Annotated in this window: 30 protein-coding genes; 14 read left to right on the forward strand and 16 right to left on the reverse strand. The window is 63.2% G+C overall.

Features of this window, described 5'->3' with window-relative positions:
• Window positions 1–72: 72 nt before the first annotated feature.
• A complete protein-coding gene (locus PCS43_RS26620) occupies window positions 73–1,377 on the reverse strand; it encodes an HNH endonuclease signature motif containing protein (protein WP_073513041.1) in 1,305 nt (434 codons plus the stop codon).
• 48 nt (window positions 1,378–1,425) lie between these two features.
• On the reverse strand, window positions 1,426–2,319 hold the full coding sequence (locus PCS43_RS26625; RefSeq protein ID WP_270923134.1) for a dihydrodipicolinate synthase family protein: 894 nt from the start codon (window positions 2,317–2,319) through the stop codon (window positions 1,426–1,428).
• A gap of 71 nt (window positions 2,320–2,390) precedes the next feature.
• Between PCS43_RS26625 and PCS43_RS26630 the strand changes: the two genes are divergently transcribed.
• Window positions 2,391–3,299, forward strand: coding sequence for a LysR substrate-binding domain-containing protein (locus tag PCS43_RS26630; RefSeq protein ID WP_070160579.1), 909 nt, complete (start codon window positions 2,391–2,393; stop codon window positions 3,297–3,299).
• A gap of 6 nt (window positions 3,300–3,305) precedes the next feature.
• On the opposite strand, the gene nadC is transcribed toward PCS43_RS26630, so the two are convergent.
• From nadC to nadA, 3 genes are read right to left on the reverse strand one after another with little or no spacing between them, the layout of a single operon-like run.
• A complete protein-coding gene (nadC, locus tag PCS43_RS26635; RefSeq protein ID WP_003941805.1) occupies window positions 3,306–4,178 on the reverse strand; it encodes a carboxylating nicotinate-nucleotide diphosphorylase in 873 nt (290 codons plus the stop codon).
• The gene (locus PCS43_RS26640; RefSeq protein ID WP_003941771.1) at window positions 4,178–5,749 is read right to left on the reverse strand and encodes an L-aspartate oxidase; all 1,572 of its coding nucleotides are present in this window, start codon (window positions 5,747–5,749) and stop codon (window positions 4,178–4,180) included. Before PCS43_RS26640 ends, nadC begins: the two co-directional genes overlap by 1 nt.
• On the reverse strand, window positions 5,746–6,783 hold the full coding sequence (gene nadA, locus PCS43_RS26645; RefSeq protein WP_003941702.1) for a quinolinate synthase NadA: 1,038 nt from the start codon (window positions 6,781–6,783) through the stop codon (window positions 5,746–5,748). The genes PCS43_RS26640 and nadA overlap by 4 nt, the downstream gene beginning before the upstream one ends.
• A gap of 102 nt (window positions 6,784–6,885) precedes the next feature.
• Between nadA and PCS43_RS26650 the strand changes: the two genes are divergently transcribed.
• Window positions 6,886–7,614 (forward strand): NUDIX hydrolase, encoded by a 729-nt coding sequence (locus tag PCS43_RS26650; protein WP_007733069.1) that lies wholly within the window; start codon window positions 6,886–6,888, stop codon window positions 7,612–7,614.
• Window positions 7,615–7,628: 14 nt separating this feature from the next.
• On the opposite strand, the gene PCS43_RS26655 is transcribed toward PCS43_RS26650, so the two are convergent.
• Window positions 7,629–7,961 carry a short-chain dehydrogenase gene (locus tag PCS43_RS26655; protein WP_030537093.1) on the reverse strand — a complete coding sequence of 111 codons (333 nt, stop codon included), beginning with the start codon at window positions 7,959–7,961 and terminating at the stop codon, window positions 7,629–7,631.
• 109 nt (window positions 7,962–8,070) lie between these two features.
• The gene (locus tag PCS43_RS26660; protein WP_007733070.1) at window positions 8,071–8,673 is read right to left on the reverse strand and encodes a TetR/AcrR family transcriptional regulator; all 603 of its coding nucleotides are present in this window, start codon (window positions 8,671–8,673) and stop codon (window positions 8,071–8,073) included.
• Window positions 8,674–8,756: 83 nt separating this feature from the next.
• On the opposite strand from PCS43_RS26660, the gene PCS43_RS26665 reads away from it, so the two are divergent.
• Window positions 8,757–9,587 carry an SDR family NAD(P)-dependent oxidoreductase gene (locus tag PCS43_RS26665; RefSeq protein WP_037126834.1) on the forward strand — a complete coding sequence of 277 codons (831 nt, stop codon included), beginning with the start codon at window positions 8,757–8,759 and terminating at the stop codon, window positions 9,585–9,587.
• Window positions 9,588–9,598: 11 nt separating this feature from the next.
• On the opposite strand, the gene PCS43_RS26670 is transcribed toward PCS43_RS26665, so the two are convergent.
• From PCS43_RS26670 to bioB, 3 genes are read right to left on the reverse strand one after another with little or no spacing between them, the layout of a single operon-like run.
• A complete protein-coding gene (locus PCS43_RS26670) occupies window positions 9,599–10,189 on the reverse strand; it encodes a DUF2567 domain-containing protein (RefSeq protein ID WP_007733080.1) in 591 nt (196 codons plus the stop codon).
• Window positions 10,190–10,200: 11 nt separating this feature from the next.
• Complete coding sequence (bsaP, locus tag PCS43_RS26675; protein WP_030537095.1) at window positions 10,201–10,425, reverse strand: biotin synthase auxiliary protein BsaP; 225 nt, start codon at window positions 10,423–10,425, stop codon at window positions 10,201–10,203.
• Window positions 10,422–11,435 carry a biotin synthase BioB gene (bioB, locus tag PCS43_RS26680; RefSeq protein ID WP_209911610.1) on the reverse strand — a complete coding sequence of 338 codons (1,014 nt, stop codon included), beginning with the start codon at window positions 11,433–11,435 and terminating at the stop codon, window positions 10,422–10,424. Before bioB ends, bsaP begins: the two co-directional genes overlap by 4 nt.
• A 164-nt stretch (window positions 11,436–11,599) precedes the next feature.
• Between bioB and PCS43_RS26685 the strand changes: the two genes are divergently transcribed.
• Complete coding sequence (locus PCS43_RS26685; protein WP_007733086.1) at window positions 11,600–12,256, forward strand: TetR/AcrR family transcriptional regulator C-terminal domain-containing protein; 657 nt, start codon at window positions 11,600–11,602, stop codon at window positions 12,254–12,256.
• On the opposite strand, the gene PCS43_RS26690 is transcribed toward PCS43_RS26685, so the two are convergent.
• Window positions 12,242–12,562 carry an AzlD domain-containing protein gene (locus PCS43_RS26690; protein ID WP_007733089.1) on the reverse strand — a complete coding sequence of 107 codons (321 nt, stop codon included), beginning with the start codon at window positions 12,560–12,562 and terminating at the stop codon, window positions 12,242–12,244. The genes PCS43_RS26685 and PCS43_RS26690 overlap by 15 nt on opposite strands.
• Window positions 12,559–13,272, reverse strand: a complete 714-nt coding sequence (locus PCS43_RS26695) for an AzlC family ABC transporter permease (RefSeq protein ID WP_209908861.1) — start codon at window positions 13,270–13,272, stop codon at window positions 12,559–12,561. The genes PCS43_RS26690 and PCS43_RS26695 overlap by 4 nt, the downstream gene beginning before the upstream one ends.
• A gap of 64 nt (window positions 13,273–13,336) precedes the next feature.
• Between PCS43_RS26695 and PCS43_RS26700 the strand changes: the two genes are divergently transcribed.
• From PCS43_RS26700 to PCS43_RS26710, 3 genes are all read left to right on the forward strand, one after another.
• Window positions 13,337–13,909: a helix-turn-helix domain-containing protein gene (locus PCS43_RS26700; protein ID WP_209908865.1), complete on the forward strand. Its 573-nt coding sequence runs from the start codon at window positions 13,337–13,339 to the stop codon at window positions 13,907–13,909.
• Between the two features lie 101 nt (window positions 13,910–14,010).
• Complete coding sequence (locus tag PCS43_RS26705) at window positions 14,011–14,424, forward strand: VOC family protein (protein ID WP_030537099.1); 414 nt, start codon at window positions 14,011–14,013, stop codon at window positions 14,422–14,424.
• Window positions 14,425–14,453: 29 nt separating this feature from the next.
• Window positions 14,454–14,828 (forward strand): VOC family protein, encoded by a 375-nt coding sequence (locus PCS43_RS26710; RefSeq protein WP_030537100.1) that lies wholly within the window; start codon window positions 14,454–14,456, stop codon window positions 14,826–14,828.
• Between the two features lie 5 nt (window positions 14,829–14,833).
• Here PCS43_RS26710 and PCS43_RS26715 read toward each other — a convergent pair whose 3' ends face one another.
• Entirely contained in the window at window positions 14,834–14,998 is a 165-nt protein-coding gene (locus tag PCS43_RS26715) for a hypothetical protein (protein WP_003941708.1), read from the reverse strand.
• Between the two features lie 288 nt (window positions 14,999–15,286).
• Between PCS43_RS26715 and PCS43_RS26720 the strand changes: the two genes are divergently transcribed.
• The 7 genes from PCS43_RS26720 to PCS43_RS26750 all read left to right on the forward strand — a co-directional run bounded on the left by PCS43_RS26720 (window position 15,287) and on the right by PCS43_RS26750 (window position 22,215).
• On the forward strand, window positions 15,287–15,415 hold the full coding sequence (locus PCS43_RS26720) for a hypothetical protein (RefSeq protein ID WP_003941742.1): 129 nt from the start codon (window positions 15,287–15,289) through the stop codon (window positions 15,413–15,415).
• Window positions 15,399–15,914, forward strand: a complete 516-nt coding sequence (locus tag PCS43_RS26725) for a tail fiber domain-containing protein (RefSeq protein WP_030537101.1) — start codon at window positions 15,399–15,401, stop codon at window positions 15,912–15,914. Before PCS43_RS26720 ends, PCS43_RS26725 begins: the two co-directional genes overlap by 17 nt.
• Window positions 15,915–15,924: 10 nt before the next feature.
• The gene (locus tag PCS43_RS26730; RefSeq protein WP_270923135.1) at window positions 15,925–17,898 is read left to right on the forward strand and encodes a helix-turn-helix domain-containing protein; all 1,974 of its coding nucleotides are present in this window, start codon (window positions 15,925–15,927) and stop codon (window positions 17,896–17,898) included.
• A gap of 112 nt (window positions 17,899–18,010) precedes the next feature.
• Entirely contained in the window at window positions 18,011–19,294 is a 1,284-nt protein-coding gene (locus tag PCS43_RS26735) for a hydroxymethylglutaryl-CoA reductase, degradative (RefSeq protein ID WP_054827941.1), read from the forward strand.
• A gap of 5 nt (window positions 19,295–19,299) precedes the next feature.
• Complete coding sequence (locus tag PCS43_RS26740) at window positions 19,300–20,268, forward strand: hydroxymethylglutaryl-CoA lyase (RefSeq protein WP_080712772.1); 969 nt, start codon at window positions 19,300–19,302, stop codon at window positions 20,266–20,268.
• A 76-nt stretch (window positions 20,269–20,344) separates the two neighbouring features.
• On the forward strand, window positions 20,345–20,836 hold the full coding sequence (locus tag PCS43_RS26745; protein WP_003941716.1) for a hypothetical protein: 492 nt from the start codon (window positions 20,345–20,347) through the stop codon (window positions 20,834–20,836).
• The gene (locus tag PCS43_RS26750; protein WP_003941745.1) at window positions 20,833–22,215 is read left to right on the forward strand and encodes a tripartite tricarboxylate transporter permease; all 1,383 of its coding nucleotides are present in this window, start codon (window positions 20,833–20,835) and stop codon (window positions 22,213–22,215) included. The genes PCS43_RS26745 and PCS43_RS26750 overlap by 4 nt, the downstream gene beginning before the upstream one ends.
• Before the next feature lie 61 nt (window positions 22,216–22,276).
• Here the strand turns inward: PCS43_RS26750 and PCS43_RS26755 are convergent, their stop codons facing one another.
• From PCS43_RS26755 to PCS43_RS26765, 3 genes are all read right to left on the reverse strand, one after another.
• Window positions 22,277–23,689, reverse strand: coding sequence for a GGDEF domain-containing protein (locus tag PCS43_RS26755; protein ID WP_223304505.1), 1,413 nt, complete (start codon window positions 23,687–23,689; stop codon window positions 22,277–22,279).
• Between the two features lie 187 nt (window positions 23,690–23,876).
• Complete coding sequence (gene bioD / locus PCS43_RS26760; protein WP_030537106.1) at window positions 23,877–24,560, reverse strand: dethiobiotin synthase; 684 nt, start codon at window positions 24,558–24,560, stop codon at window positions 23,877–23,879.
• Entirely contained in the window at window positions 24,557–25,702 is a 1,146-nt protein-coding gene (locus tag PCS43_RS26765; protein WP_007733119.1) for an 8-amino-7-oxononanoate synthase, read from the reverse strand. The genes bioD and PCS43_RS26765 overlap by 4 nt, the downstream gene beginning before the upstream one ends.
• Between the last annotated feature and the right edge of the window lie 19 nt (window positions 25,703–25,721).

Raw genomic sequence — 25,721 nt, forward strand, 5'->3', positions numbered from 1 at the left:
CAACCCGGGTGTATCTCCGAGTTGAAGCCTATCGGCGTGAAGTTGTGCGCCTGAACGGGTGTCACCACTCAGTCAGGTTTTGAATGTGGTGTTGGCCGGTCGCGGGTGCTGGCCGGGGTCGATCGAGGGCGGCGGGATGAACCACGGTTTGTTGTCGGCGCCTATTCGGATCGCCCATTTCCCGACGAACCCTGATTTGCGGTGTATCAGTCGGTGATGTGAACGGCACAGCAGCACCAGGTTGTTCATCACCGTCGGGCCACCGTTCGCCCAGTGCCGGATGTGGTGCGCATCAGTCCAGGCGGGCACGCATGTGCAACCCGGGAACGCGCAGCCTCTGTCGCGGGCAATCAACGCAGTCCGTTGTTCGGCGGTGACCAACCTCTTTCCTGGTTTCGCATCCAAGGGCGCGCCGTGATCGTCGAGCAGAACGGTCGACAGGAAACAATCACACCCGAGAAGCCTGGTCTGCGACACCGACAGCGGGCCCAGCCAGGGCATGTGCCCGACATCAAGATCCGACACAGCCATTCCGTCATCAGAAGCAGCGGGTGCGGCGGCGCAATCCCGATGCTCCGCCAGATCCCGAGCGTTGATGTGCACGTTCACGTGCGGCCGCTGACCACCATCGGTGCCGGTCTTAGCGCAATCGAGATAGCGGCGAATCAGTTCCGTGAACCCATCCGCGGTCCGCTTCGCCGCCGACCGAGAATCCGGCGTCCCATCCGGTGCCGGGATCGGCATCGTCAGACTCGACAACGCCGACAACAACATTTCACCGGTGAGGGCGTCGAAATCACCGCGCACCACCACTCGACCGTTCAATGTCGACGCGATCCGCAGCTCGTTGAGGTCGGTATCCTCGGCGGGTGGAATCTCATCCGATTCGAACAACCGCTCCAACGTCGCGATCACGTTCCGCACCTTCGTCGTCGTCGCCTCCACACCCGACGCAGCCGCCAACAACAAATCGATGCACTTCGGTAATGCCTCCTCCGGCATCCCCTTCGGCGGTGACTCGCAGAACGCCACGATCAACACCGCATGCTCGAACGAGCAATCCCCGCCATCGAACCGAGCAGCCACCGCCGGAAACGGCCGCAAAGCCGCACCCAACGCGGCGATCTTCTTCCCGTCCCGAACCTGCAGCATCGTGTTAGCCGCCAACCAGGACCCCACACCGCGACTGGCAATCACCTGATCATCCGGGCGCAACGACAACTCGTCCACCACCGCCACACGCACAGCTTCGAGACGAAGAATCTCCGCACTCGCTTCGACAGCAGCAGCGCGCAACTCGGCAGCAGACAACCGCCACAGACGTCCGCGTAACCCCACCGCAGAACCAGACACCACATCCGACAACAAGACACTCATTGAATCCCCCGATCCCCTCCCCACACAATACTCGAACATGCGTTCGAGTCAAGAGTGGTAGACCTCGAGCGCCCGCGCTACCGATTCGTCACCCGCAGGTAGCAACGGCAGTCGCACATGGGGAGTCGGAATCTGTCCCAACGCATGCAATACGCCCTTGATCACAGTCGGGTTCGGTTCGGAAAACAGAGCTCCGGACAGCTTCGACAAACTCCGCCCGAGGTCACGGGCGCCGTCCACATCGCTACTGTCCCAAGCTTTTACCAAGCGGACGAACTCAGCGGTCGACACATGAGCGGACGCCAAGATGCCACCGGCCGCACCCAAGGCCAGAAGAGGCGCGAGAAATAGATCATCCCCCGCCAGTACGGCGAAGTCGCCTGGAAGATCCGCGAAGAGTTCGACGGCAGCTGCGTCGATACCGCCCGCGGCATACTTCACACCAACAACCCCGGGCAAAGTACCCACCTCCTGCAAAGTGCCGCTGTCCAGATCGCACGCAGTCCGGTACGGCACGTGATAGACGATCAGCGGCACTGGGCTCGACGACTGCAGATGCGCGAAATGCGCCACCACACCGGCTTTCGACGGCCTCGTAAAGGAGGGAACCGGCACCAACGCCGCTGAGACCTCAGGCCACCGAGCCAGCCTCCCGAGCGCCTGCGCACTGGCCGCCGTGTCGTTACTGCCCGCGCCGACGATCAACGTCGCGCCTCTCGCACGGCACACATTCGCACAGATATCCAGAACGGTCACTATCTCCTGTTCGGTGAGTGTTGCGGCTTCCGCTGTAGTCCCCAGCGCAACGAGTCCGACCGCACCCTCGGAGAGGACCTGGTGCGCAAGCTGTTCGAGTGCATCGGTTGCAATACGACCGTCGCTCTCGAAGGGCGTGATCAGTGGAACATGGATTCCGGCCAGGTCAACTCGAGTCGTAGTCATAGAACTCAGCCTCACCGAACAAACCTTGTAGGTCTAGTTCGCATTTCCATCGTCGAGCGTAAGCTGAGCTGATGCTCGATGTTCGCCGACTGAAGCTCTTGCGCGAACTAGCGCTGCGCGGAACCATCGTTGCCGTTGCCGAGGCGCTGTCGTTCAGTCCCTCCGCGGTGTCGCAGCAGTTGGCCGTCCTCGAACGTGAAGCCGGCGTGCCGCTGCTGGAACGAACAGGCCGTCGCGTCCGACTCACACCCGCCGGTGAGAACCTCGCACGTCATGCCGAAGCCATCCTGCAACGCCTGGAGCAGGCGTCAGGTGAATTGGTCGACGCACGTCGTGGACTGGCGGGGCCGCTGCGCATCGGAACGTTCCCGACCGCGGCACGGGCGATCCTCCCGGCGGCATTGATCGCCCTGTCTCGCGAGCATCCCGGGTTGGAACCGATGGTTTCGGAGATCGACCCGGCGGACGTCGCCGACGACCTACGAGCTGGGACTCTGGACTTGGCATTGATTCACGACTACGACTTCGTCCCTCGCCCCACCGAACCGGGCCTGACGACATTGCCGCTGTGCAGCGAAGCCGTGTACCTCGCTTCGAGTGACATCGAGTCAGATCCCCACGACGCTGTCGCATCACTGACCGACTGCGTAGAACGTCCCTGGATTACCGCAATTCCCGGAACTGCTTGTCATGCAATGACTATTCGCGCATGCCAGGCAGCTGGATTCACCCCGAAAGTGCGACACCACATCGACGAGTTCGCCACCGTTCTCGCCCTCGTCGCTGCGGGACAGGGTGTTTCGCTGGTTCCTGAACTCGGAGCAATCCATCCGCCGCTAGGTGTGCGCCTGACGCCGATGCACATTCGACGAAGGACGAAGATTGCACACCGAGCGGGCTCCGACGCTCACCCGGCGGTCGCAACCGTGACAAACGCGCTTCGCTCGGCCGTCCCGCAACTGCTCGACGCCGAGCAATAGCGACACCTACATGTCGAGCCCGAGGTCGAGGACCGTCACCGAGTGCGTCAAGGCACCGACAGCGAGGTAGTCGACGCCGGTTCGGGCGTACTCTGCGGCAACGTCGATGGTGAGACCACCGGATGACTCGAGTTTGGTTTCTGGAGCAACAGCGTCTCGGCGCTGGACCGCGATCTGCGTCTGCCACAGCGGGAAGTTGTCCAGCAGAACAAGTTCCACATTCTCCGCCAGCACCTGATCGAGCTGAGTGAGGTTGTCGACCTCAACTTCGCACTCGATGTCCGGGGCGAGCTCACGGACCGCACGAAGTGCTGCGACCACCGAACCGGCAGCAGCAACATGGTTGTCCTTGATCAACGCCGCGTCGCCCAATCCCATACGGTGGTTGACGCCTCCGCCCACGTGGACTGCATATTTCTGCAGAGAACGCAGTCCGGGCAGCGTCTTTCGGCTGTCCCGCACTTTGGCATGAGTGCCGGCGATGGCGTCGACCCACTGTGATGTCGCCGTGGCGATTCCCGAGAGATGGCAGACGAGGTTGAGCATCGTGCGCTCTGCCGTGAGAAGTCCGCGGGTGGGCGCGACAACGGTGAGCACCGATTGACCTGGCGCAACCCGAGTTCCGTCGGCCACCCGATCAACGACCTCGTAGTTACCCGCGCCGATCACCTCGTCGAGAACAAGCAGTCCGACGTCGATGCCGGCGACAGTACCCGAGGAGCGTGAGACGACCGACGCCTTCGCGACCGCATCGGCGGGAACCGTTGCGGTAGAAGTGATGTCGGGTCCATAGCGCAGATCCTCGTCCAGAGCGAGCCTGACCAATGTGAGCAGCTCGTCACGGTCGAGCGGCGCGGGCAGGATCTTCTGCTCGGTCATCAATGAACTCCTGTCAACAACATGTCGGGTATTTCGAGCGCTCCGTCGGCACCCATCTTGATCCGAGTGCTGCGACGCTGATTCGGATCTGTTTCAGGATAGTCGGTGCGGGTATGGCAGCCACGGCTCTCGGTTCGCGCCACGGCCACGTCGACCAATGCAGTCGCGGTCAACGTGAGCGCCGCGTCTTCGAGGTCCGGAGCAGCCACCGCCACTGTCTGTTCGGCGTCGGCAAGCGCGGCTCGCGCAATCTGGAGACCGCCTCCGTCGCGAACCACTGACGCGTGTGCCGTCATGACGGACTGCACGGTCTCTCGCGGCAGGATCGGCATCGGCTTGCGCACCACGTTGACCACTTCGGCATGAACCTCGCGACGCTCGGCAGCTGCGATTCCTGCACGCTCCCCGACTACCAAACCCTCGAGAAGGCTGTTGGACGCAAGACGATTCGCGCCGTGCAATCCCGTGCGAGCCACTTCGCCTGCTGCGTAGAGACCAGGCACTCCCGTTCGTCCATGGACGTCGGTGGCGACTCCGCCGCACGAATAGTGCGCGGCCGGGGCGACCGGAATTAATTGGGTGCGTGGATCGATGCCCGCTTCGAGGCAGGACGCCGTGATGGTCGGGAATCTCGAATCGAAACCGTCGAGCTTGCGAGCGTCGAGATAGACGTGATCAGTGCCGAGATCGCGTAGGCGTGCTGCGATTGCCCTCGAGACCACGTCACGCGGGGCGAGATCACCCAGCGGATGAACACCTGCGGTGACCGAATCACCGTTGGTGTCGACAAGAATCGCGCCCTCGCCGCGGACCGCCTCACTGATCAGGGGTCGGCGGCCTACCCCGCCCGGAGTGAAGAGCACCGTCGGATGGAACTGAACGAACTCCAGGTCCGCAATCGCCGCACCGGCTTCGAGTGCCAACGCGATTCCGTCGGCAGTCGCTCCGGGCGGATTTGTGCTGCAGGCATACAGCTGACCGAGTCCGCCGGTAGCGAGCAGCACCGCGGGCGCATGGATCACTCCGAGGCCTTCCGGCGAGGAGACGATGAGTCCGCACACCCCACGCCGGTTGGTCACCACCTGGACTGCCGCTGCACCGAACAGAACGGGGAGCCCGGCAGCATTGAGAGCCCGCTGCACTTCCGCGCCAGTGGCGTCGCCGCCGGCATGGATGATCCGACGCGTGCTGTGCCCACCCTCGCGGGTGCGCGACACCTCGCCGTCTCGCCCGCGATCGAAGACCGCTCCCAACGCGGCCAGCGCAGCAACAGCGTCGTGACCAGCTTCGACGATGGAATAGACGGCTTCCTCGTCGCACAAACCGACGCCGGCCTCACACGTATCCGAAACGTGCGACTCGACGGAATCGGTATTCAGATCGTCGACGACCGCGATGCCGCCCTGCGCGTACTGAGTCGCGGTGTCCGTCGGACCGCCCTTGCTGACCGTGAGTACTTTCAATCCCCGCAGAGAAGCGGTGCGCGCAGCGGTGAGGCCCGCGACACCGCCTCCCACGACGACCAGGTCGGCATGAGCCTCCCAGGCGAAACGCCCGGCAGGGCTGGTCACTCGCCGCCGCCCGGATTACCGATCTCGATCATGCGCTGCACCGACTTCTGTGCACGCTTGGCCATCTCGAGATCGACGTGGACCTCGTCCTTGCCCTCGAGAAGGCAGCGAAGCAACGCGGCAGGCGTGATCATCTTCATGTACGGGCACGACGCGCGGTCGTTGACGGCCTGGAAATCGACGTCGGGCGCTGCCTTGCGCAACTGGTGCAGCATCCCGATCTCGGTCGCGACCAGAACCTGCTTGCTCTTGGTGACGCGGGCAGCGTCGAGCATTCCGCCGGTGGAGAGAATCTTGACCTTGTCCGCGGGGACCGCGCCTTCACCTGCTAGGTACAGAGCCGAAGTAGCGCAACCACATTCAGGGTGCACGAACAGCTCGGCGTCCGGGTGCGACTTGGACTTGGCCGTCAGCTCGTCACCGTTGATGCCGGCGTGCACGTGGCACTCACCAGCCCAGATCTGCATGTTGGTACGGCCCGTCACGCGCTTGACGTGAGCTCCCAGGAACTGGTCCGGCAGGAACAGAACCTCGCGGTCGGGATCGATCGAGTTGACCACGTCGACCGCATTGGACGAGGTGCAGCAGATGTCGGTGAGACCCTTCACCTCTGCGGTTGTGTTCACGTACGACACCACCAGGGCGTTCGGGTTGTCGGCCTTCCACTCACGAAGCTGCTCGGCATTGATCGAGTCGGCCAGAGAGCAGCCGGCTCGCTCGTCCGGGATCAGCACGGTCTTGGACGGCGACAGGATCTTCGCGGTCTCGGCCATGAAGTGCACACCGCAGAAGACAATCGTGTCCTCGGGCGCCTCGGCAGCGATTCGCGACAGCGCCAGGGAGTCACCGACATGATCGGCGACGTCCTGAATCGCAGGCAGCTGGTAGTTGTGCGCAAGAATCGTCGCGCCGCGTTCGCGAGCCAGACGTTTGATCTCAGCGGCCCACTCGGGGGTCGCTTCGACTCCGTTGTATCCGCCGGGGCCGTCGTGAATCTGCGAGGCCGATCCCTCCCATAACGTCGTGGTCGTCATGGCGTTCTCCTTCACCGTGAACCCGGGCTCGTCACCCAGTTCAAATCCGGACGGGCTGGCCCGGATTTCCGTATTCGAGGTTTTCGACTTAGGATCGAAAACGTGCCCAATAGTAACACCACCCACGAAGTGCTTGCAGCGGTGTTCCAAGTTCGCACCTTCCCCGCAAGCATCGCCGCAGGTGACGGCGATCACTGCCCGCAAGGTCGTGAAGAGTTGGCCGTGCTGCTGTGGCAGCGTGCACTCAACCCACAGAAGGGCACGTGGTCCCTGCCCGGGGGCACTCTGCGCGACGACGAGGACCTGACGACCTCCGCTCGACGACTCCTCGCCGAGAAGGTCGACCTACGAAAGGTCGCCCACCTCGAACAGCTCTCCGTCTTCAGTGATCCACAGCGCGTGCCGGGTCCGCGCCGCATCGCGTCGACCTTCCTCGGACTCGTTCCCCTCAGCGCCGACCCACAACTGCCACCGGACACGGCCTGGCACCCCGTTTCGAAGTTGCCGGAGATGTCGTTCGACCACGGAACCGTCGTACGGCACGCGCGCAATCGACTTGCCGCGAAACTCTCGTACACCAACATCGCATTCGGGCTGGCCCCGGAAGAGTTCGCGATGTCGACACTGCGCGAAATCTACTGCGCTGCCCTCGGTTACCAGGTCGATGCCACCAATTTGCAACGCGTGCTGGGGCGTCGAGGCGTTCTGACTCCCACCGGCAACACCGCACCGTCCGGCAAGTCGGGTGGACGTCCACCCGCCCTGTACCGTTTCACCGACTCCACCTTGCGGGTCACCGACGAATTCGCCGCACTACGGCCGCCAAGCTGACACCGATCGCACTGTCAGGCAACAGCTTCGAGACTTCCGCGCTGCAACCACACCGAGGTCACGGCGCCGGCCGGATCGATGACCCGGTTGATTACACCGAACCGAGTCGTCACCCGATCGAGAATCCGATCGGCCTGCCAACGATCCGTCGGATCGGCGACAATCGCAAAGAAGCGATGGGCAGGTTTTCCCGCCATGACGCGAACCAATTCGGTGACCGTCCGCGCCGTGACTGCCACGCTCCAACCAGCGTCGAGAAACTCGGCGGCCGTGCGCGCACCGTGCTCGAATCCGATGTCCGTGACAAGTACAACTCCCCTGTTGGCGGCGTTCTCTGAAACACTCATTGCCGAACCTCCACTCGGAATCAATCTTCTTGACTCCTATGTAAGTCCGCAATCTTGTGCTTCCCTTGTGCTGGTTCTGTGAGAACTCTGGGGAATTGCGCGCCCCACCTCAGACAGCCCTGGAAAGGCCCGCCCAGAAGACCGTCGAGGCCGCGTTCACCACCTCGCCCACCGGCACGTCGCCCAACATTCCGCCCGCAGCAAGCGTCGCGACGCCGTGGAACGTCGCAAAGGCAACCAGCGCAATACTTTCCGGATCACCGGCGGCAATGTCACCTGCGGCCTGAGCTTCCGAAACGAGCCGGACGGTCAGGTCCATCGTCGCGTGCCCCGCGTTGACGACAGTTTCGGCGGCGCCCGGCGCATGCTTGTTGCTGTACATCAGAGAGAGCAGGCCCGGATGCTCCAGCGCAAAATCCACGTAGGCATTGGCGAGCGAGGAGAACCGGGCCCTCGCGGTCGGTGGAGCATCCGCGACTGCCCGCTCGAGCGCACCGGTCATCCGATGGAATCCACTTTCGGCCAAGGCATCGAGCAAAGCCTGGCGATCACGAAAGTGCTTGCCCGGAGCCGCGTGGCTCACGCCCGCCTCACGCGCGAGTTGCCTCAGCGACAACTTGTCGACGCCATCTCGTTCGAGTGTTGCTTCGGCCGACGCCAGGAGTTCCTGTCGCAGGCTGCCGTGATGATACGGCTGTTCGTGGGCGGGCATGGTGGCACCATATCAAAATGTTGTCATTGACAACTATGGTGTCAGTGCCTACATTTGGGATCACCCGAACCGAAGGAGCCACCATGGCCATCGACGTAGCCGGAACCACCGTCCTCATCACCGGAGCCAGCGCTGGGCTCGGAGTGGAATTCGCTCATCGCTTTGCCGCTCGCGGCGCAAACCTGGTTCTGGTCGCCAGGCGGGCCGACCGCCTCGAGGCACTCGCCACCGAACTCCGTGGCGCCCACGGCATCATCGTGACAGTCCTGCCCGCCGACCTGGCCGCACCCGGCGTCGGTGCATCGCTGCACCAGGAGCTGACAAACCGTGGCATCACCGTCGACTCGCTGATCAACAACGCCGGATTCGGAACACACGGGGCATTCGTGGACGAAGATCTCGAGCGCGTCACGTCCGAGATTCAGCTCAACATCGCCACGCTGGTCGAGCTGACACACACATTCCTGCCCGACCTTCTCACCGGCCGCGGAGCACTGGTCAACGTCGCCAGCACAGCGTCGTTCCAGCCGACACCGGGCATGGCCGTCTACGGCGCGTCCAAGGCGTTTGTACTCAACTTCACCGAAGCACTCTGGGCCGAAGCTCGCGGCAGCGGATTGACTGTATTGGCGGTGTGCCCCGGTCCGACGCGCACCGAGTTCTTCGACGTAGTCGGCTCCGAAGACGCGGCGGTCGGGCGAATGCAGACGGCAACTCAGGTGGTGGACACCGCTTTCCGAGCACTGGATCGACGCTACGCGCCGCCGACCGTCGTATCGGGACTGCCGAACTGGGTGTCCTCGATCAGCACTCGCTTCGCAACCCGCCGGTTGGGCGCGCTGATTTCCGGGCGACTGTTGGGTGACGTGCGAATGAAAGCCGAAACCAAGCGTTCGTCGACCTCGCCGGCGTAGCGACGCAACAGTTACGGAAGTTTCGGCTGGCTTTCGACTTCGGCCTGTTCGGTGTCGGTGGCCGGATCCCCAGATTCCGGATCCCCGGATTCCGGGTGGTCCCCCACCCCGAGGTCGTCGTACGGATTGAGCACTGCAAGAACCAATGTCACGACGCACGCCGCGAGCGGCTGAAACAGAAGCACGAGCAAAGTTCCGACGTTCGGGGCCCGCGCAATGATCTCCCCGACCGCCGGATTGTCGGCCGTGGGGAAACGCAGTTTTGTCACGCCCGAACCCACGAGTGCCATCAGTCCGGTACCTGCCACTGAACCGACTATCAACCCGCCCAGGGCATAAGGACCTCGACTCAGGCGTGCCAACCAGGCCGCCACCGCCGACAGCACACCGACGATCAGTGCCAGCCAGATGAACACGGCGCTCGCGTCGAACTGATGAAGGCTCTCACCCGTCAACGCGACGCCGCGCCCCTCGGACACCACCAACAGGTGCTCGGCCGGAGCCAAGAACGCCCACAGCACACCGACGAGCACGCTCACGCCCGCAATGGTTGCGGCGATCACGATCGCGGTGCGCAGACGAATCTGCCGAAGAGAGATCACACAGAGTGACGCTACCTGCGGGCGACGTCGATCGAGTCGACGACACCGTGTCGGGAGCATTTCGCCCACCATCCGTCAGGGCTGACCTGAACGATCATGCGGCGCCCGCACTGCTCGCAGAAGCGAGGAGGCTCGAGCCCCATCGACGCCGCAGGCGGCGTCGGATCGTCGACGCCGTCGACGATCCGACGCCCGGTGAACGGGTTGTACCGCTCCTCGGTCACCGGAGTGCTCACAGAGTGTCGTTCAGTGCTTTGATCGGCATCTGCAGATCCACCAACAAATCCAGATCCTTCTCGGCGGGACGTCCGAGGGTCGTCAGATAGTTGCCGACGATCACGGCGTTGATTCCGCCGAGGATGCCCTGCTTGGCACCCAGGTCGCCGAGAGTGATCTCGCGTCCACCCGCGAAGCGCAGGATCGTGCGAGGCAGCGCGAGACGGAATGCCGCCACGGACTTGAGCGCCTCGCTGGCGGGCAACACGTCCAGATCACCGAACGGGGTACCCGGACGCGGGTTGAGGAAGTTGAGCGGGACCTCGTCCGGCTCCAGTTCAGCCAGGTTGGCCGCGAATTCTGCGCGCTGCTCCAGCGATTCGCCCATGCCGAGGATTCCGCCGCAGCACACTTCCATGCCTGCTTCGCGAACCATCCGAAGCGTGTTCCACCGCTCTTCCCACGAGTGCGTGGTCACGACGTTCGGGAAATGCGACTTCGAAGTTTCCAAGTTGTGGTTGTACCGGTGCACACCCATGGCGGCCAGTTGGTCGACCTGCTCCTGGGTGAGCATGCCGAGCGAGCAGGCGATCTGGATGTCGACCTCGTTGCGGATCGCCTCGATGCCTGCGGCAACCTGAGCGAGCAACCGGGCGTCGGGTCCGCGGACGGCGGCCACGATGCAGAACTCGGTAGCGCCCGACTTCGCAGTCTGCTTGGCAGCTTCCACCAAGCTCGGGATGTCCAACCACGCCGCGCGAACCGGCGACTGGAAGAGTCCGGACTGCGAGCAGAAATGGCAGTCCTCAGGGCAGCCGCCCGTCTTCAGGCTGATGATGCCCTCGACCTCGACCTCCGGTCCACACCACTTCATACGCACATCGTGGGCGAGAGCCAGCAGGTCTTCGAGCCTGCCGTCGTCGAGTCGGAGTACGTCGAGCACCTGGCTTTCGGTCAGGCCAACTCCTCTTTCGAGAACTTGCTCGCGCGCCTGGTCGAGGATGTCGACCGTCGCAGGGGCCGTGCTAATCGGGGGCGGGGTCACAGACGTCTCCTTCGAAACCAGCAAAATTGAACACCGTACAAGTTGAACGGTGTTCACGTTAGAGACGTGGTGGAATACTGTCAAAGGCGGGTCCGATCGACATCCGATCGCGAGCGGTCCACAGCGGGACGAAACGAGGGGAACGACAAGTGCAGTTGCGACGCGGCGACGTGCTGGACGGCGCCATGGCGATACTCGACGAGTTCGGACTTGCCGACCTCACGATGCGCAGGCTCGCAACCTCACTAGGCGTCCAACCCGGCGCCCTGTACTGGCACTTCCCGAACAAGCAGACCTTGCTCGGCGCGGTCGTCGACAAGATCCTCGAAGACCTCGACGCCCCCGTCGACGCAGACACGTGGCAAGAAGCGTATTCCGAACTGGCACACAGACTTCGGTCTGCCCTACTGGCGCACCGCGACGGCGCCGAGTTGGTCAGCGCCACCTTCGCTTCGCGGATGACGAACAGCAAGGTGCGCGAGCATTTCGTACAAGCCGGGCAAGAATCCGGTCTCTCACGCGAGCACGCCCAACTCGCGGCGTACGCCCTGCTGTATTACGTACTCGGCCATACCGTGGACGAGCAGTCCCGAGCGCAGATGGAAGAAATGGGGGCACTGACCAGAGCACCCATTTCCCCCGACTCCCCCGAGGTGATCGGCGGCGGTTCCGACGAGGACCTCCTCGACGGCGATCCGACAGTGCGCTTCCAGTTCGGCCTGGACCTGTTCATCGACGGCATTCGCACTCGCCTGAATTCGATCCCCGATTCAACGCCCATCGAATCGGCTCTACGACACTCCTGACAGTCGGAGTACTGCAGTAGTGCCGGCCGCGACAATCACCACGACCACCAACGGCGCCTTGAACCAGGCGCAGATGCCTCCGGCCACCACGCCGAGCATCCGCGCCGGCCCCGCAACGTCATGCCCGGTGAAGACCGTCGATGTCACAACCACTGCGAGCAGCAGCACCACGACAGCACGATCGAGGGTTTTCTCGGCGAAGCCGGAGAGCTTCACCCGAGCGCGGAGCAGAACGCCACTTGCCCGCAAAGCGTAAGAACCGCAAGCGAACACGACGATACCGATCCAGACCGACGCGGTATTCATCGAACCTTCTCCCGGAACGGTATCGTCACCGCGATACTCAGCAGCGCTACGAGCGGCGCGGTACCGGGCGGCAGGAACGGCGACGTGGCCACCGCGACTGCTGCACCGATCAGGGCGGCAAGCAGCGTCACCTTCTCCTTCAGCGCAGGAAAGACAAGGGCCAGAATGACAACCGGAAACGCGGCATCCAATCCCAACGCGCCGGGGTCTCGGACGACGCTGCCGAGCAGCCCGCCCAGGAGAGCTCCGATCGGCCACGACACCGCGATCCCGATCCCACAGAACCAGAAGGCCGCACGCTTCTGCTTCACCGAGCCCTGCGCCATGGCAACCGCGACGCTTTCGTCGTTGACCAGGTGCGCGCCGACCAACTTGCGCCAGCCCGAGCCCCTGCGCCAGCCTGAATCCGTGTGGCGAGCCTCGCCGAGAAACGATCCCGCTGCCAATCCGTAGGCGAAGTTTCGGGAGTTGATCAGCAAGCCGGCTACAACTGCAGCGACGGCGCCGCCTCCGGCCGCGATGATTCCGATGAACAAGAACTCCGAAGACGCTCCCAGAACGAGTACAGCCAACGCCAAAAGCTGCCACAACGAGAATCCAGCCGATCCTGCCGTCACACCGTAGGACACACCGACGATGGCCACGGAGAGACAGATCAGCGCGCTCACCCGAACCGTGTCTCGATCAACTGTTCGCCATAAAGAACGCATGTATTCTATGTTGAACGAAGTGACACCGTTCGTCAAGTAGAACGATCGATCGGAGAATCGAACGATGCCCAGTAATGAAACGGATACAGCGGAGACTCCTCAGAAACTGGTCGCCGTCGCACTCAAACGCGAACGTGCCCGAGCAGGCTTGAGCCTTTCGGAGGTCGCCCGGCGCGCCGATATCGCCAAGTCCACACTCTCCCAACTCGAATCCGGACTCGGAAATCCGAGCCTCGAAACTCTGTGGGCACTCGGAAACGCATTGGGTGTGCCGTTCTCACAACTCGTCGACTCTCAGGCACAGACCGTTCAGTTGATTCGAGCCGGAGAAGGTCCCGCGATTGCGTCGGCGCACGCGTCGTACATCGCGACGCTCTTGGCGCCGAGCCCACCGAACGCACGACGCGATCTGTATCGGATAGTCGCCGAACCGGGCGAGCCGCGTATTTCCACTCCGCATGCACGCGGCACCACCGAACACGTCGTGATCGGCACCGGACGGGCGGAGGTCGGGCCCACTGCAAATCCGATCGAACTCGGACCGGGCGATTATCTTGCTTATCCCGGCGACGAGGAGCACATCTTTCGGGCGCTCGAACCAGGGACGACAGCGATCTTGGTGTCGGAACACACCTGAGCCGCGATGAGTTTCGCCGCTGCGGGAAGTCTGTATCTGGGAGGTGACGTGGCCAGAGCCTCGATTACCGACGACAGTAACGACCGACAGCAGGAGGACCCATGTCCGGATCCAGCATCAGCAGCATTTTGCTCTCGAGCACCGACCCCGAACGCTTGCGCGACTGGTACGCCGAGGCGTTCGCCCCGAAGGTCGACCGGACTCCCGGCGAACCCGGCTACGACGTGCTCGACTTCAACGGTTTCTACGTGATGCTCGACAGACGCGACGACGTCGGCGAGACCAACCCCCAGCCGGGTCGCATGTTCCTCAACGTCGAAACCGACGACGCCCGGTCGATCGCACAGCGCATCGATGCGCTCGGCGGAAAATGGCACGCTCCACTCGAAGACCGCGGGGGCAGTTTGTTCGCCACTGCGATCGACCCCGACGGAAACTACGTTCAGATCATCGAGTTCAGCGAGGAAGCCAGGGCCGAGATGGAATCCGGAATGACGGATTCCCAAACCACCTAGTCCGGCAACCGCTGGGAACGGAGATAGTCATGCTTACAGACACGAAAGCATTCAGCGGATTTTCGGTGACAGACATCGACTCTGCAAAGAAGTTCTACGGCGAAACACTCGGGTTGAAGGTAACCGACGGAGACATGGGACTGATTCGCCTACATCTTGCCGGCGGAACCGAGATCCTCGTTTATCCGAAGCCGAATCACGAAGCGGCGACCTACACGATTCTCAACTTCGTCGTCGACGACATCGACACAACCGTCGACCAACTGACCGCACGTGGCGTGGAGTTTCTCAAATACGACGGATTCCCCCAGGATGCGCGAGGCATCATGCGTGGCAACGGCCCCGACATCGCCTGGTTCACCGATCCCGCCGGCAATGTTCTGTCGGTGATCAAGGAGTCCTGACGCGCTTAACCGCTGAACAGCTGCGACTGCCGCTGTTCAGCGGTGTCGGTGTTGGAGCGTTCTGCTGCCGCAGTTTCACGCTCGGCAGCCAGTTGCTCGGCGCTTTTTGCGTCGACAACGGGCTCCGACGCGCTGAGGTCGGAAAACAAGCCACTGCTCGATTCGTTCACATGCCACCCTTTTGCCTGGTCATCGTTGCCGCGCGCAGATAAACCTGCGTTAGAGATCGGTCGATGGCTACTCAATTACTGCCGCCCGTACGGCGCCGACAAGACGCCGATGACTCAGCAGTTCTTCACCCAGTGTTGCACGCCTGTGTTTTCCACGAGAAATTCGGTCCAGACGGGTTGTCATCGCCCGCACGGCGGAGCAATGTGAAAGATGAGCGCGGAGCAGGTCGGCAGCACTTTCGTCGGACACCTGGCCCCTCAATTCACCGCACAATTTTTGGAGGAATCATGTTGGGAATTGCTTTGGGCCTCGGCAGCGCCGCTGTCGGAATCGGCCTCGGACTGCTCGGCGCAGGAGCGGGAATTCTGCTGAGCGACAAGACCGTCAAAACCGCACGACGTGAACTCACCGCCTGACGAGGGCGAGCGCACTGAATTTTTGGGCACTCGGGTCGGTATTCGGGTGAACGCCGCGATGCGACACCCCGCGCAGTGGGTGTTCGCACGGGCCGCGCATCGACGTGGCGTGCATACCGGCGTAGATGTTCCGACGAGCGCGCAGGACGTGCTCGACCGGTTGACGGCACTCCGAATAAGTACGTGGAGTTACGGATTCGACCACAAGTCGGTCCGTCACCTGGGTCCGATGGCGCAAGACTTTGCGGCGATTTTCGGCTTGGGATCCAACGCCCGCCGGATCTCCGCCGTCGACGCGAACGGCGTCTGCATGGCGAGCATCCAAGCGTTGAACCGCAAAATCAGTGCCCTCGAGACAGAAGTCAGCGCGCTCGAGAAGGACGTGAACAGACTGAGACGGGAAACGGGAGACACGAGCACGACTCGGAATGCATTGGAAACAAACAACAATCACATATCCACACCGCTCGACGAATTCGGTGGATCCACCGGTCTGTAGTTTGTTCGGTGTGACCGCCCCTGATTCAGACTCCGACTCAGCGCCCAACGTGATTGCCGCGCTGTTCGACGTGACGTCCGATGCAGTCGGCGACGAACATGTCGAACAGGTACTTGCCGAATTCGGCTTTGGCGCAACGGAGGTCGCGGAGACCGCGGCCCGCATCCGGGCCAGTCGGTCGGAATTTCGGCGACTTCGCCGTCGCGAGAACGAATTGGCGGTTCTCTATTCGAGTGCACGTGAGCTCGCGCAGGTTCGCGACGTGGACACACTGCTGCAGAGGCTGGTCAACCGCGCACACGACATCATGGGCACCGACGTCACGTACCTGTCCGAGTTCGACGTGATCACTCGTGACCTGAATGTTCGAAAGACGGCCGGCGCGGTCTCGCCGGAACTCCAGCATCTGCAAGTTCCTGCCGGCGCGGGACTGGTCAGCGCGATTGCCGAATCTCGAGCAGCCCAATGGGTTCAGAACTACAGCGACTACACGCAGTCGCGCCATGACGAAGTGGTCGATGCCGCGATCGTCGCCGAGGGTCTGGTGGCGATTCTCGGCGTGCCGATGCTCTCCGACGGCCAGATCCTCGGAGTCCTGTTTGCCGCCGACCGCCGGGAACGACGATTTACCGCAGATCAGATCGCCCTGCTCTCGGCGCTGGCTGATCACGCCTCGGTAGTCCTGCAAACCGCACGGGCGCTGGACCGCGCCGAGGAATCCGCCGCCGAGACCGGGCGAGCACTCGACGAGCTGCGCGAGCACGTGTCCGCGCGGGACAAATCGAACATCGTCCACCAGGATCTGATCCACGCCGTTCTCCGCGGCGGCGGATACGCCCAGGTTGCACGAACCCTCAGCAGCTCGCTCGAGCGCAGCACCGTCGTCGTCGACAGTGAGCTACGCCCTCTCGTGAAATCCTCTGGCGAGCAGATCACGACGGTGCCGTTGTCTCTTCCTCCCGCCGTGTCCGAGGCCATCGACCAGAGTCGCCGAAGCGGCCGATGCACGTTTGTCGCCGATGACAGTGAGACCGTGATCCAACTCGTCAGCGCCGTCACCGCCGGAGAATCGTTCCTCGGGGCCATCTTGCTGAATCGTTCGGACGCGCCGATCGGCCCCGTCGAACTCCGGACCGTGGAACGGGCAGCTCAGGTCACTGCCATCCTCGTGTTGCAACACTCGGCGGCAGCAGCAGCGGACCGGCGTGCACGTGACGAACTGGTCGCCGACTTGCTGAGCACTGCGCCCGAGCGCAGGCGCGATCTCGAACGTAGGACCCGCAACCTCGGCATCTCCCTCGGCGAACTGGACACCGTCCTCGTGGTGTCGGTCGCTCCGGAACTCCGCACCGCCGCGCTCCGCGCAATCGGGCAGTCTCTGCCGGTAGCGGGGTTGGCGGCGCAGCATGCCGGATTGATCGCGGTGGTCTCGCGCTCGGGAAACCCGGCAGCCGCGGCGACGGTCATTCACCGTCAGATCACCGGTTCGGTAGGACCGCACGCAGTAGTCATTGCGCCGACGACGGCGGAACGCCCCGAAGAGCTCCCGGCGCGCTTCACCTCGGCGCTGCGCACGGCCCGCCTACTCACGGCATTGGGCAAGACCGACGGCGCGGTCACGACGGCGTCATATCTGCCGTACACCGTTCTGTTCGGCGAGAATCCGGAATCACTTCATCAGTTCATCGACGAAGTAATCGGCCCGGTACGCGCGTACGACCGCGACAAGGACACCGATCTCACCGCGACCCTTCGTGCCCTGGTACGCAACGAAGGGAGCCCGACCAAGGCTGCCCGCGCACTCAACTATCACCCCAACACCGTCGTTCAGCGTCTCGACCGCATCCGTACGCTCCTCGGTCAATCGTGGCGCGAAGACGAGAACTTTTTCCGGGTGTCCATGGCGACGAGGCTCGACGAACTTCGGGACGTGGGAACCGAAGAGGCCGGAAGCGGCATCACCGACAGCGCCGATGGTGCATGACACTACAATTTCGACCGATCGATGTGTCGTGAGCACGTGGCCTGGCAAGCATCGACCTCCCTACTGTGAAGCGGAGCACAGAACCACTTCAGGAGGACGACCCCACGTGTCTATGAACAACCGGTCCATCAACAGCCGCATCGCCGATTTCCGGTCCTACGACGTCGCCGCACGACGCGCCGAGATCGTCCGCCAGACCGACCTGACCGAGGCAGACATCGCGGTCTACGACGCCGCCGACGGCCTCACCATCGACCAGGCCGATCGCATGGTCGAGAACGTCCTCGGCGTCATCGGCATCCCGGTCGGCGTGGCCACCAACTTCACGATCAACGGCACGGACTACCTGATCCCGCTCGCCACCGAGGAGCCGTCGGTGGTCGCAGCCGCAAGCAACGCTGCTCGCATCGCACGCGGACTCGGCGGCTTTCACGTCTCGAGTACCCCGCCGATCATGCAGGCCCAGATACAACTCGTCGACGTCGTGGATCCGGCAGCCGCCCGTATCCGACTCCTCGAGGCACGTGAAGAAATCATTGCACTCGCCAACGAACAGGACCCGAAACTGGTCAGCGTCGGCGGTGGCGTGAAGGACGTTTCGGTACGCATCGTTTCTTCGGACAAGGCCGCCTACGTCGTCCTCCACCTTCATGTCGACGTACGAGATGCGATGGGCGCCAACGCAGTCAACACGATGGCAGAGGCAATCGCGGATCGAGTAGCCGAGATCGGCGGCGGGCACGTCGTTCTTCGCATTCTCACCAACAAGGCAGATCTGCGGCTGACGCGCGTTCGTGCCGTGTTCGACGCCGAATTGATCGGCGGCGCAGAGGTTGTGGACAACCTGATCCATGCCGCACGCTTGGCAGAGCTGGATCCCTACCGCGCCGCGACACACAACAAGGGCATCATGAACGGCATCAGCGCCGTGGTGTTGGCAACCGGAAACGACACGCGCGCAGTCGAAGCCGGGTGCCATTCCCATGCAGTCAACGCCGACGGAATCTACTCCTCACTCTCGCATTTCGAGAAGAATGCCGACGGCAACATCGTCGGCACCCTCGAGCTACCCATGCCGGTCGGCCTCGTCGGCGGCGCCACCAAGGTGCACCCGGTAGCGCAGGCCGCAATCAAGATGCTCGGCGTCGAGAGCGCCGAAGAACTCGCCGGCATCATTCTGGCAGTCGGCCTGGCGCAGAACCTGGCTGCTGTCCGCGTTCTGGCCAGTGAGGGTGTCCAGCGCGGACACATGGGGCTGCACGCCCGCAACATCGCTGCCACCGCCGGAGCGCAGAAGAGCGAGATCGACGCCGTGGTGGCACGCCTGATCGCGGACAAGAGCATTCGCGTCGAGCATGCCGAGAAGGTTCTCGCCGAGATCCGCGGCGGAAACTGACGACAATGACCGAAACAGTTGCAGGATCACCGGTGTGGAAGCCGGCGCCTCATCGAGTGCCGGCACCGGGACTGCCGACCTCGGTCCGGATCTACGAAGTCGGGCCACGCGACGGACTTCAAGCGGAAACAGCGGTGATCCCGACCGAGACGAAAGCCCAGTTCATCGAACGCCTGGTCGCGGCCGGCTCCCGCACTGTCGAATTGACGAGTTTCGTCTCACCTCGATGGATCCCGCAACTTGCGGACGCGGAAGAATTGATGGGTCGGCTGCACCTGCCGGACTCGGTACGTACGGTCGTTCTTGTCCCGAACCGCAAGGGTCTCGAGCGGGCCGTCGCCGCCGGAGCGAGCGAGGTTGCAGTATTCGTCAGCGCCACAAAGGAATTCGCGAAACGCAACCTCAATTCCACGGTGGACGGCGCGATCGCCGCGGCTGCCGAGGTCACTACGGCCGCCCGAGCCCTGGGACTTCCCGTCCGCGGCTACATCTCCATGTGCTTCGGCGACCCCTGGGAAGGCTCCGTGCCCGTCGAGCGTGTCGCCGACATCGCAAAGACCCTGATCGACAGCGGTGTCACGTCACTCTCACTCGGCGACACCATCGGCGTCGGCACACCTGGCCATGTGCTCGCTTTGCTCGGCGCCCTCCGAGAACGTGGCATCCCCACATCGCAGATCGCCATGCACTTTCACGACACCTACGGCCAGGCGCTGTCGAACGTCTATGCGTCGTTGACCGCTGGGGTATCCGAATTCGACAGTTCCGCAGGTGGTCTCGGACGGTGCCCGTATGCCAAGGGCGCGACCGGAAATCTCGCCACCGAGGATCTGGTGTGGATGCTCCACGGCCTCGGGATCGACACCGGCATCGACCTGGATTCGCTCACCGATACAAGCAGCTGGATGGCCGAACAGATCGGCCACTCGAGCCCGTCCCGAGTTGTCACCGCCCTCCGCGCAGCACGCACCTGACACCCGCAACGCAAGCCCCTCATCTCGCAAGCCCCTCCCTGTACGACCCCGCCATGCATGACACTGGAGAAGACTGATGTCACCACCGCAGCCGGCAACGACGCCGACCACCACAACCGAGCCGACCGAGCAGCAGACATACCTCGAAGTCTGGGGTGACACCGTCAACGGTCGACACCTCGCGATCTCCGTTGCAGTCGGCAGTGTCGTCGGCGCCTCGGCCCTTCTCGCGGCCCAGGCACTGTTCGAACGGGTCGTCAGCGAACCGTCGTTGGCCCAGGCGTACAGCCTTCTGGTCGGCATCGCGGCCTGCCTGCTCGCCGGCGTGGTCTGCGGAATCTTCATCAAGCCGAAGCGGATAGTCGCCTTGGCCGCCGCCGACGCGGAGTCGATCGACGGTGTCATCACGACGATGAGTGAACAGCGCCAGGGTCTGGGCACTCTCGCCGACATTCCGGAGCAGAGCCGACAGGAACTTCGCGAGCTGGGTCTGTACGACCACTTCGCCGCTGCCGAGGCCGAGCACGCACGGGTCTCGAACACACCGAAGGACGGTGGGCGCGCATGAGTTCGGTTCTGACCAACGAAATTCTGATTGCCGTTCTCTTCGGCATCATCGGTGCGGTCGCGTTCACGTTCATCGGATTGATCTCCGGCACGGACGAGACCGCCACGATCGCACCGCTGACTCTGCTCGTGATTCTGCTCGGCGCTCCCCCGGCGGCGGTCTTCACGTTCTTCCTCTCGGGTGCGATCGCCAAACACATGACGCACGCGGTGCCGACGATGCTGCTGGGCATTCCCGGCGACACGATGGCGATTCCACTCTTGCCGGAAGCGCAGATGATGCGCTCACTCGGCATCCCGCACATCGCACTCCGCAAGGCGATCTCGGGAGCAGTGATCTCGGCGTTCGTCGCTGTGCCGGTTGCCGTTTTGTTCGCGACCATCCTCGCGCCGTTCGCGGACACCGTTCAGTCGATAGCACCGTGGCTGTTCCTGGTCGCCGCCATCGGCATCGCCTACGCCTCACCAGGCCGCTGGGCCGGGGTTGTCGCCCTCGTTCCCTTCGTCATCTTGATCCTCGGCGCCCGCGCGTTGACGTCGAATTACGATGTGTCGCTGAACATCAGCTACTTCCTTGCGATCGCAGTCGGGCCGCTGATCGCGGACCTCGCATTGACCTTGGGCCCGTCGAGCCGTAAGGACATGGAACGCAGTGAACCCAAAACCGTTGCATTGGCCCCGGACATCAAAGGATGGAAGGGATACTTCCCCAATCCTCTGAAGGTCCTCGATCGCAAGCAGATCGGTTACACCGCCGCCGCTTCCACGGTGTCGAGCGCAACCTTCGTCTTCAGCCCGGTCGCCATGACTGTTCTGATGGGTGAGCTGGTAGGTGCGCGGATCAAGAACGGCTATCACCGACTGACCACAATGGTCTCGGCGAAGAACGGTACGACGGAATCCACCTACATCGCGGAAACCCTCATCCCACTCGTCGCTTTCGGCCTTCCGCTCAGCCCGCTCGCGGCAGGCCCCGCAGCCCCTCTGTTCAACGCTCCACCGGTGTTCGAGACCAATCAGGAAACCGGAGTGATCAACAATCTCTCCACGTACCTGACGCAGTGGGAGTTCCTGCTCTACGGACTGCTCGCAGTGGTCACGGCAACGGTCATCGCATACCCGTTTGCCATGAACTACGCGTACCGCGCTGCGTCAGCGGTGGTCAAGCACATCAGTCACGAAGCTGTGATCGCGGTGTTCACGGGACTCGTCGTCGTCATCAGCATCTGGGAGGGCGGCATCCTCGGGCTTCTGATCACCGTGACGGTCGGCCTGGTCGGTGGTCTTCTCGGGCGCCTGTTCAAGATTCACGGCGGAGTTCTGTTCATGGGTTACTACGTAGCGCTGTTCAGTGTTCCTGCCCTGATCAATCTGTTCTGAATCGGTCGACTCCACCACCACGTGCGGACCCGCAACAAACTGCGGGTCCGCACGTATTTCTTCAGCTACCGACCGTGAGCGCCACGGTTCGATTGCGGTCCAACTTCTTCGCTCGATACAACGCCTCGTCAGCGCAATCGACCAATTGCGTCAGGTCTGCGTCGCCGTGGGGTGAACACGCGACACCGATGCTGACGGTCGGCCCGAATTCACCCAATACTGCCGACGAATTCTCCGCTTGCGCGCGTCGAATCATCTCGGCTGTTTCGGTCGCACCCTCGAGATCGACACCGGCCATCAGTACGACGAACTCCTCGCCGCCCAATCGGGCGAAGAGATGCTTGTCATCGAGGTGCCGCCGCACCTGATCGGCAAAACTCACCAACGCTGTATCGCCGGCACGATGACCGAGGTTGTCGTTCACCATCTTGAAGTGATCCAGATCCATCATCAGGACGCTGACCGGACGTCCAGAGGGGCGACGCGGATCGGTCGCACCCGTCACGCTGCCGCCTCGCCGCAGGAATTCGTCCCGGCGCAACGCACCGGTGAGATCGTCGTGGGTGACGGCCTGGGTGAGTGCCTCGAGCGCGCGGCGACGCTCGAGGATCACACAGGCCACCGCGATCGGCGCTACCGCCAGCAGCGACAATCCGATCTGGACCGACGCGCTGACCGGCGAGACGCCCTCGCTGGACAATCCGAGATGGCCGTCGGCCGTCAGTACCAACGTCCAGGCAGTTGACACAGCGGTGAGCACCGACGTGACAAATACATTGGTGAGCAAGGCTGCAGTCACCAGCGCCGGCATGGCAAACGCGATCGCTCCGGCACCGCCTACCACCCACTCCAAGATGATGCAGACGGCCAGCAGCGCCGTCGGAACGACTGATCGACGCACAAGCGTGGCAACAGCTTTCGGTTCTCGATCCACTCGTCGAAGCGAAGGGAATGTCAGCACCAAGGGGACGATGGTCATGTAGTTGACGAACTCACTCGAGAACCAGAGCAACCAGCCGTCCCACCACTGCCCGCCGAACAGCACGCGGTTCGCGATTCCGCCCACGAGCGCCGCCATCGACGCGGCGGCGACAGTCATCGACACGAGATAGCCGACGGACTGAATACTGGTCAGTCGACGGTCCTCACTGTCGACCCAGCGAAAGGCGTAGAAGCCGCTCGCAACCCCGACGATGTTGGCCGCGTTGAGCCACACCGTGGACTCCCATGCCCCACCGGTGATCAGGTCGGCTCCGACATAACCGACTACGACGCAGATCCAGGTGAGCAGTGTGGCGGAACGCGGCGACCGAAAGAGGATCCCGAGTAGCAGCGCGTTCGCCGGCCAGAAGACTGCAAGCGTGCCCGGCAGACGGCTCAGAATTCCGACCAGGCACGAGACGAAGACGACTACGCCGATAAGCAGTGCGCGACGAACGGCCGATGACGACAACGACTTTTCGACCGTGCTCACCACCTACATTCGACTGACCTACTCACAATTCGACAACCACTGTCGGTGACCAAGGCGCCCCGGATGCAGGGTCGCCGCAAGACACCCGTCGAAATATACCGACCGGAATCGTACGCGAGGGACGTCGAAACCCAAGGCGCCCCACTGTGCCTTGGCTATCGATGCGGACAAATCGGATGCTACGTCGTCAGTTGGTCAAATGAAGTTCACCGAGCGTGATCGAAGCGGTGCGAGCAAACTCTCGGACACTCGCGCCCCCACTTCCGGCAGGCATTACCCCGAGAAGGGGAACACCGCTGACCGAGACCAGATCCTCGCGATTGCATCTCTCGGCGAGGTCCGGTTCCTGCGGCCACGAACCGATCACCAACCCGGCGCAGTCCACGCCGGATGCACGTAGGGCTTCCACGGTCAGTGCCGTGTGATTGAGCGTGCCCAGGCCGGACGCAACCACCAGCACCACTGGCGCTGCCAGAGCCGCGGCAAGATCGCGAGCGGTGAACCCGTCGACGCCCAAGCGGACCAGCAAGCCGCCGGCGCCTTCGATCAGGGTCAAGTCGTGGGTGGTGTCCAGGTCGGAGGCGACCCGAACCACGTCGTCGAGCGCCAACAACGGGAGACCACTTCGACGTGCAGCAGTATCCGGCGCCAAAGGTTCGGGGTACCGCGCCAACTCGACCAGCGTCGCACCGCCGCCGGTCAGACGCTCGATCTCGGCCAGATCACCCGCACCGTCCACGTCGACGCCGGTCTGGGCCGGTTTGAGCACTGCAACCGACTTTCCCGACTGCAAGGCCACCGATGCCAATGCGGCTGTCACCACTGTTTTTCCGACGTCGGTCGACGTTCCGGTCACCAGGAAAATGCTCATGCTCGGGCTCCGGCCAATACTTCGCGCAGTACGAGAGCGATCTGCTCCATCTCGGATGCGGACAGCGTCGCTCGTGCGGTCAGACGCAGCCGTGACGTTCCTTCCGGAACCGACGGCGGGCGGAAGCAACCGACATGCAACCCCTGATCCCGGCACGCCGACGCGGCATCGAACGCCCGCTGCGGATCACCGAGAACGACTGAGACGACAGCAGATTCAGGCGACGGAGCACCGGTGACGTCCGCCAACTCGGATGCCCGGGCCAGGACGTCGAGCGCTCGCGTCGGCTCACGCTGGAGTACGGCGAGTGCAGCCCTGGCCGCGCCTACGGCGGCCGGTGCGAGACCGGTGTCGAAGATGAACGTTCTTGCCGCGTCGATGAGATGCGCGCGGATCTTGTTGTCACCGAGCACAACTCCGCCCTGGCTGGCGAGCGACTTGGACAGTGTTGCCGTCACGACGACGTCGGGTTCACCGGCCAGGCCCGACTCGTGGACGAGTCCACGTCCACCGGCACCGCGCACACCGATGCCATGCGCCTCGTCGACCAACAGGATCGCCCCGTACTCGCGGCACACCTGATGCATCTGCCGCAGTGGCGCGAGGTCTCCGTCGGCACTGAAGACCGAATCGGTGACGACCAGCGCTCGCTCTTCCACTCTGCTGCGCAACGTGTCGGCGAGAAAGCCCACGTCCGAATGCGGAGCAACGGCGACCCGAGCACGTGACAGGCGGCAGGCATCCACCAGCGAGGCATGCGATCCCGCATCGGAGACGATCAACGACCCTGGACCCGAGAGCGCCGTCACCGCGCCGAGATTGGCTGTGTAACCGGAGGAGAAGACAAGTCCGGAGTCCGCCCCGACGAACTCGGCCAGTTCGACTTCGAGCAGTTCGTGTTCGGTGGTGGTGCCGGTGACCAGACGAGAGCCCGTGGCGCCCGCGCCCCAACGGCGCAGAGCCGCCGCGGCACCCTCGATCACATCGGGGTGCCGCACGAGTCCGAGGTAATCGTTCGACGCCAGGTCGATCAACGGGGAGTCGACCGTGCGAGGACGGAGTTCGCGACGCAGTCCAGCGGCCCTGCGGTCCGCTTCGACGGCCGTCAGCCAATTCAGCGAGGTGTTCACTTTTCCGACCATACTTGAACACCGTTCAACT

Source organism: Rhodococcus sp. C-2 (assembly GCF_027854095.1).
Lineage (GTDB): Bacteria > Actinomycetota > Actinomycetes > Mycobacteriales > Mycobacteriaceae > Rhodococcus_F > Rhodococcus_F qingshengii.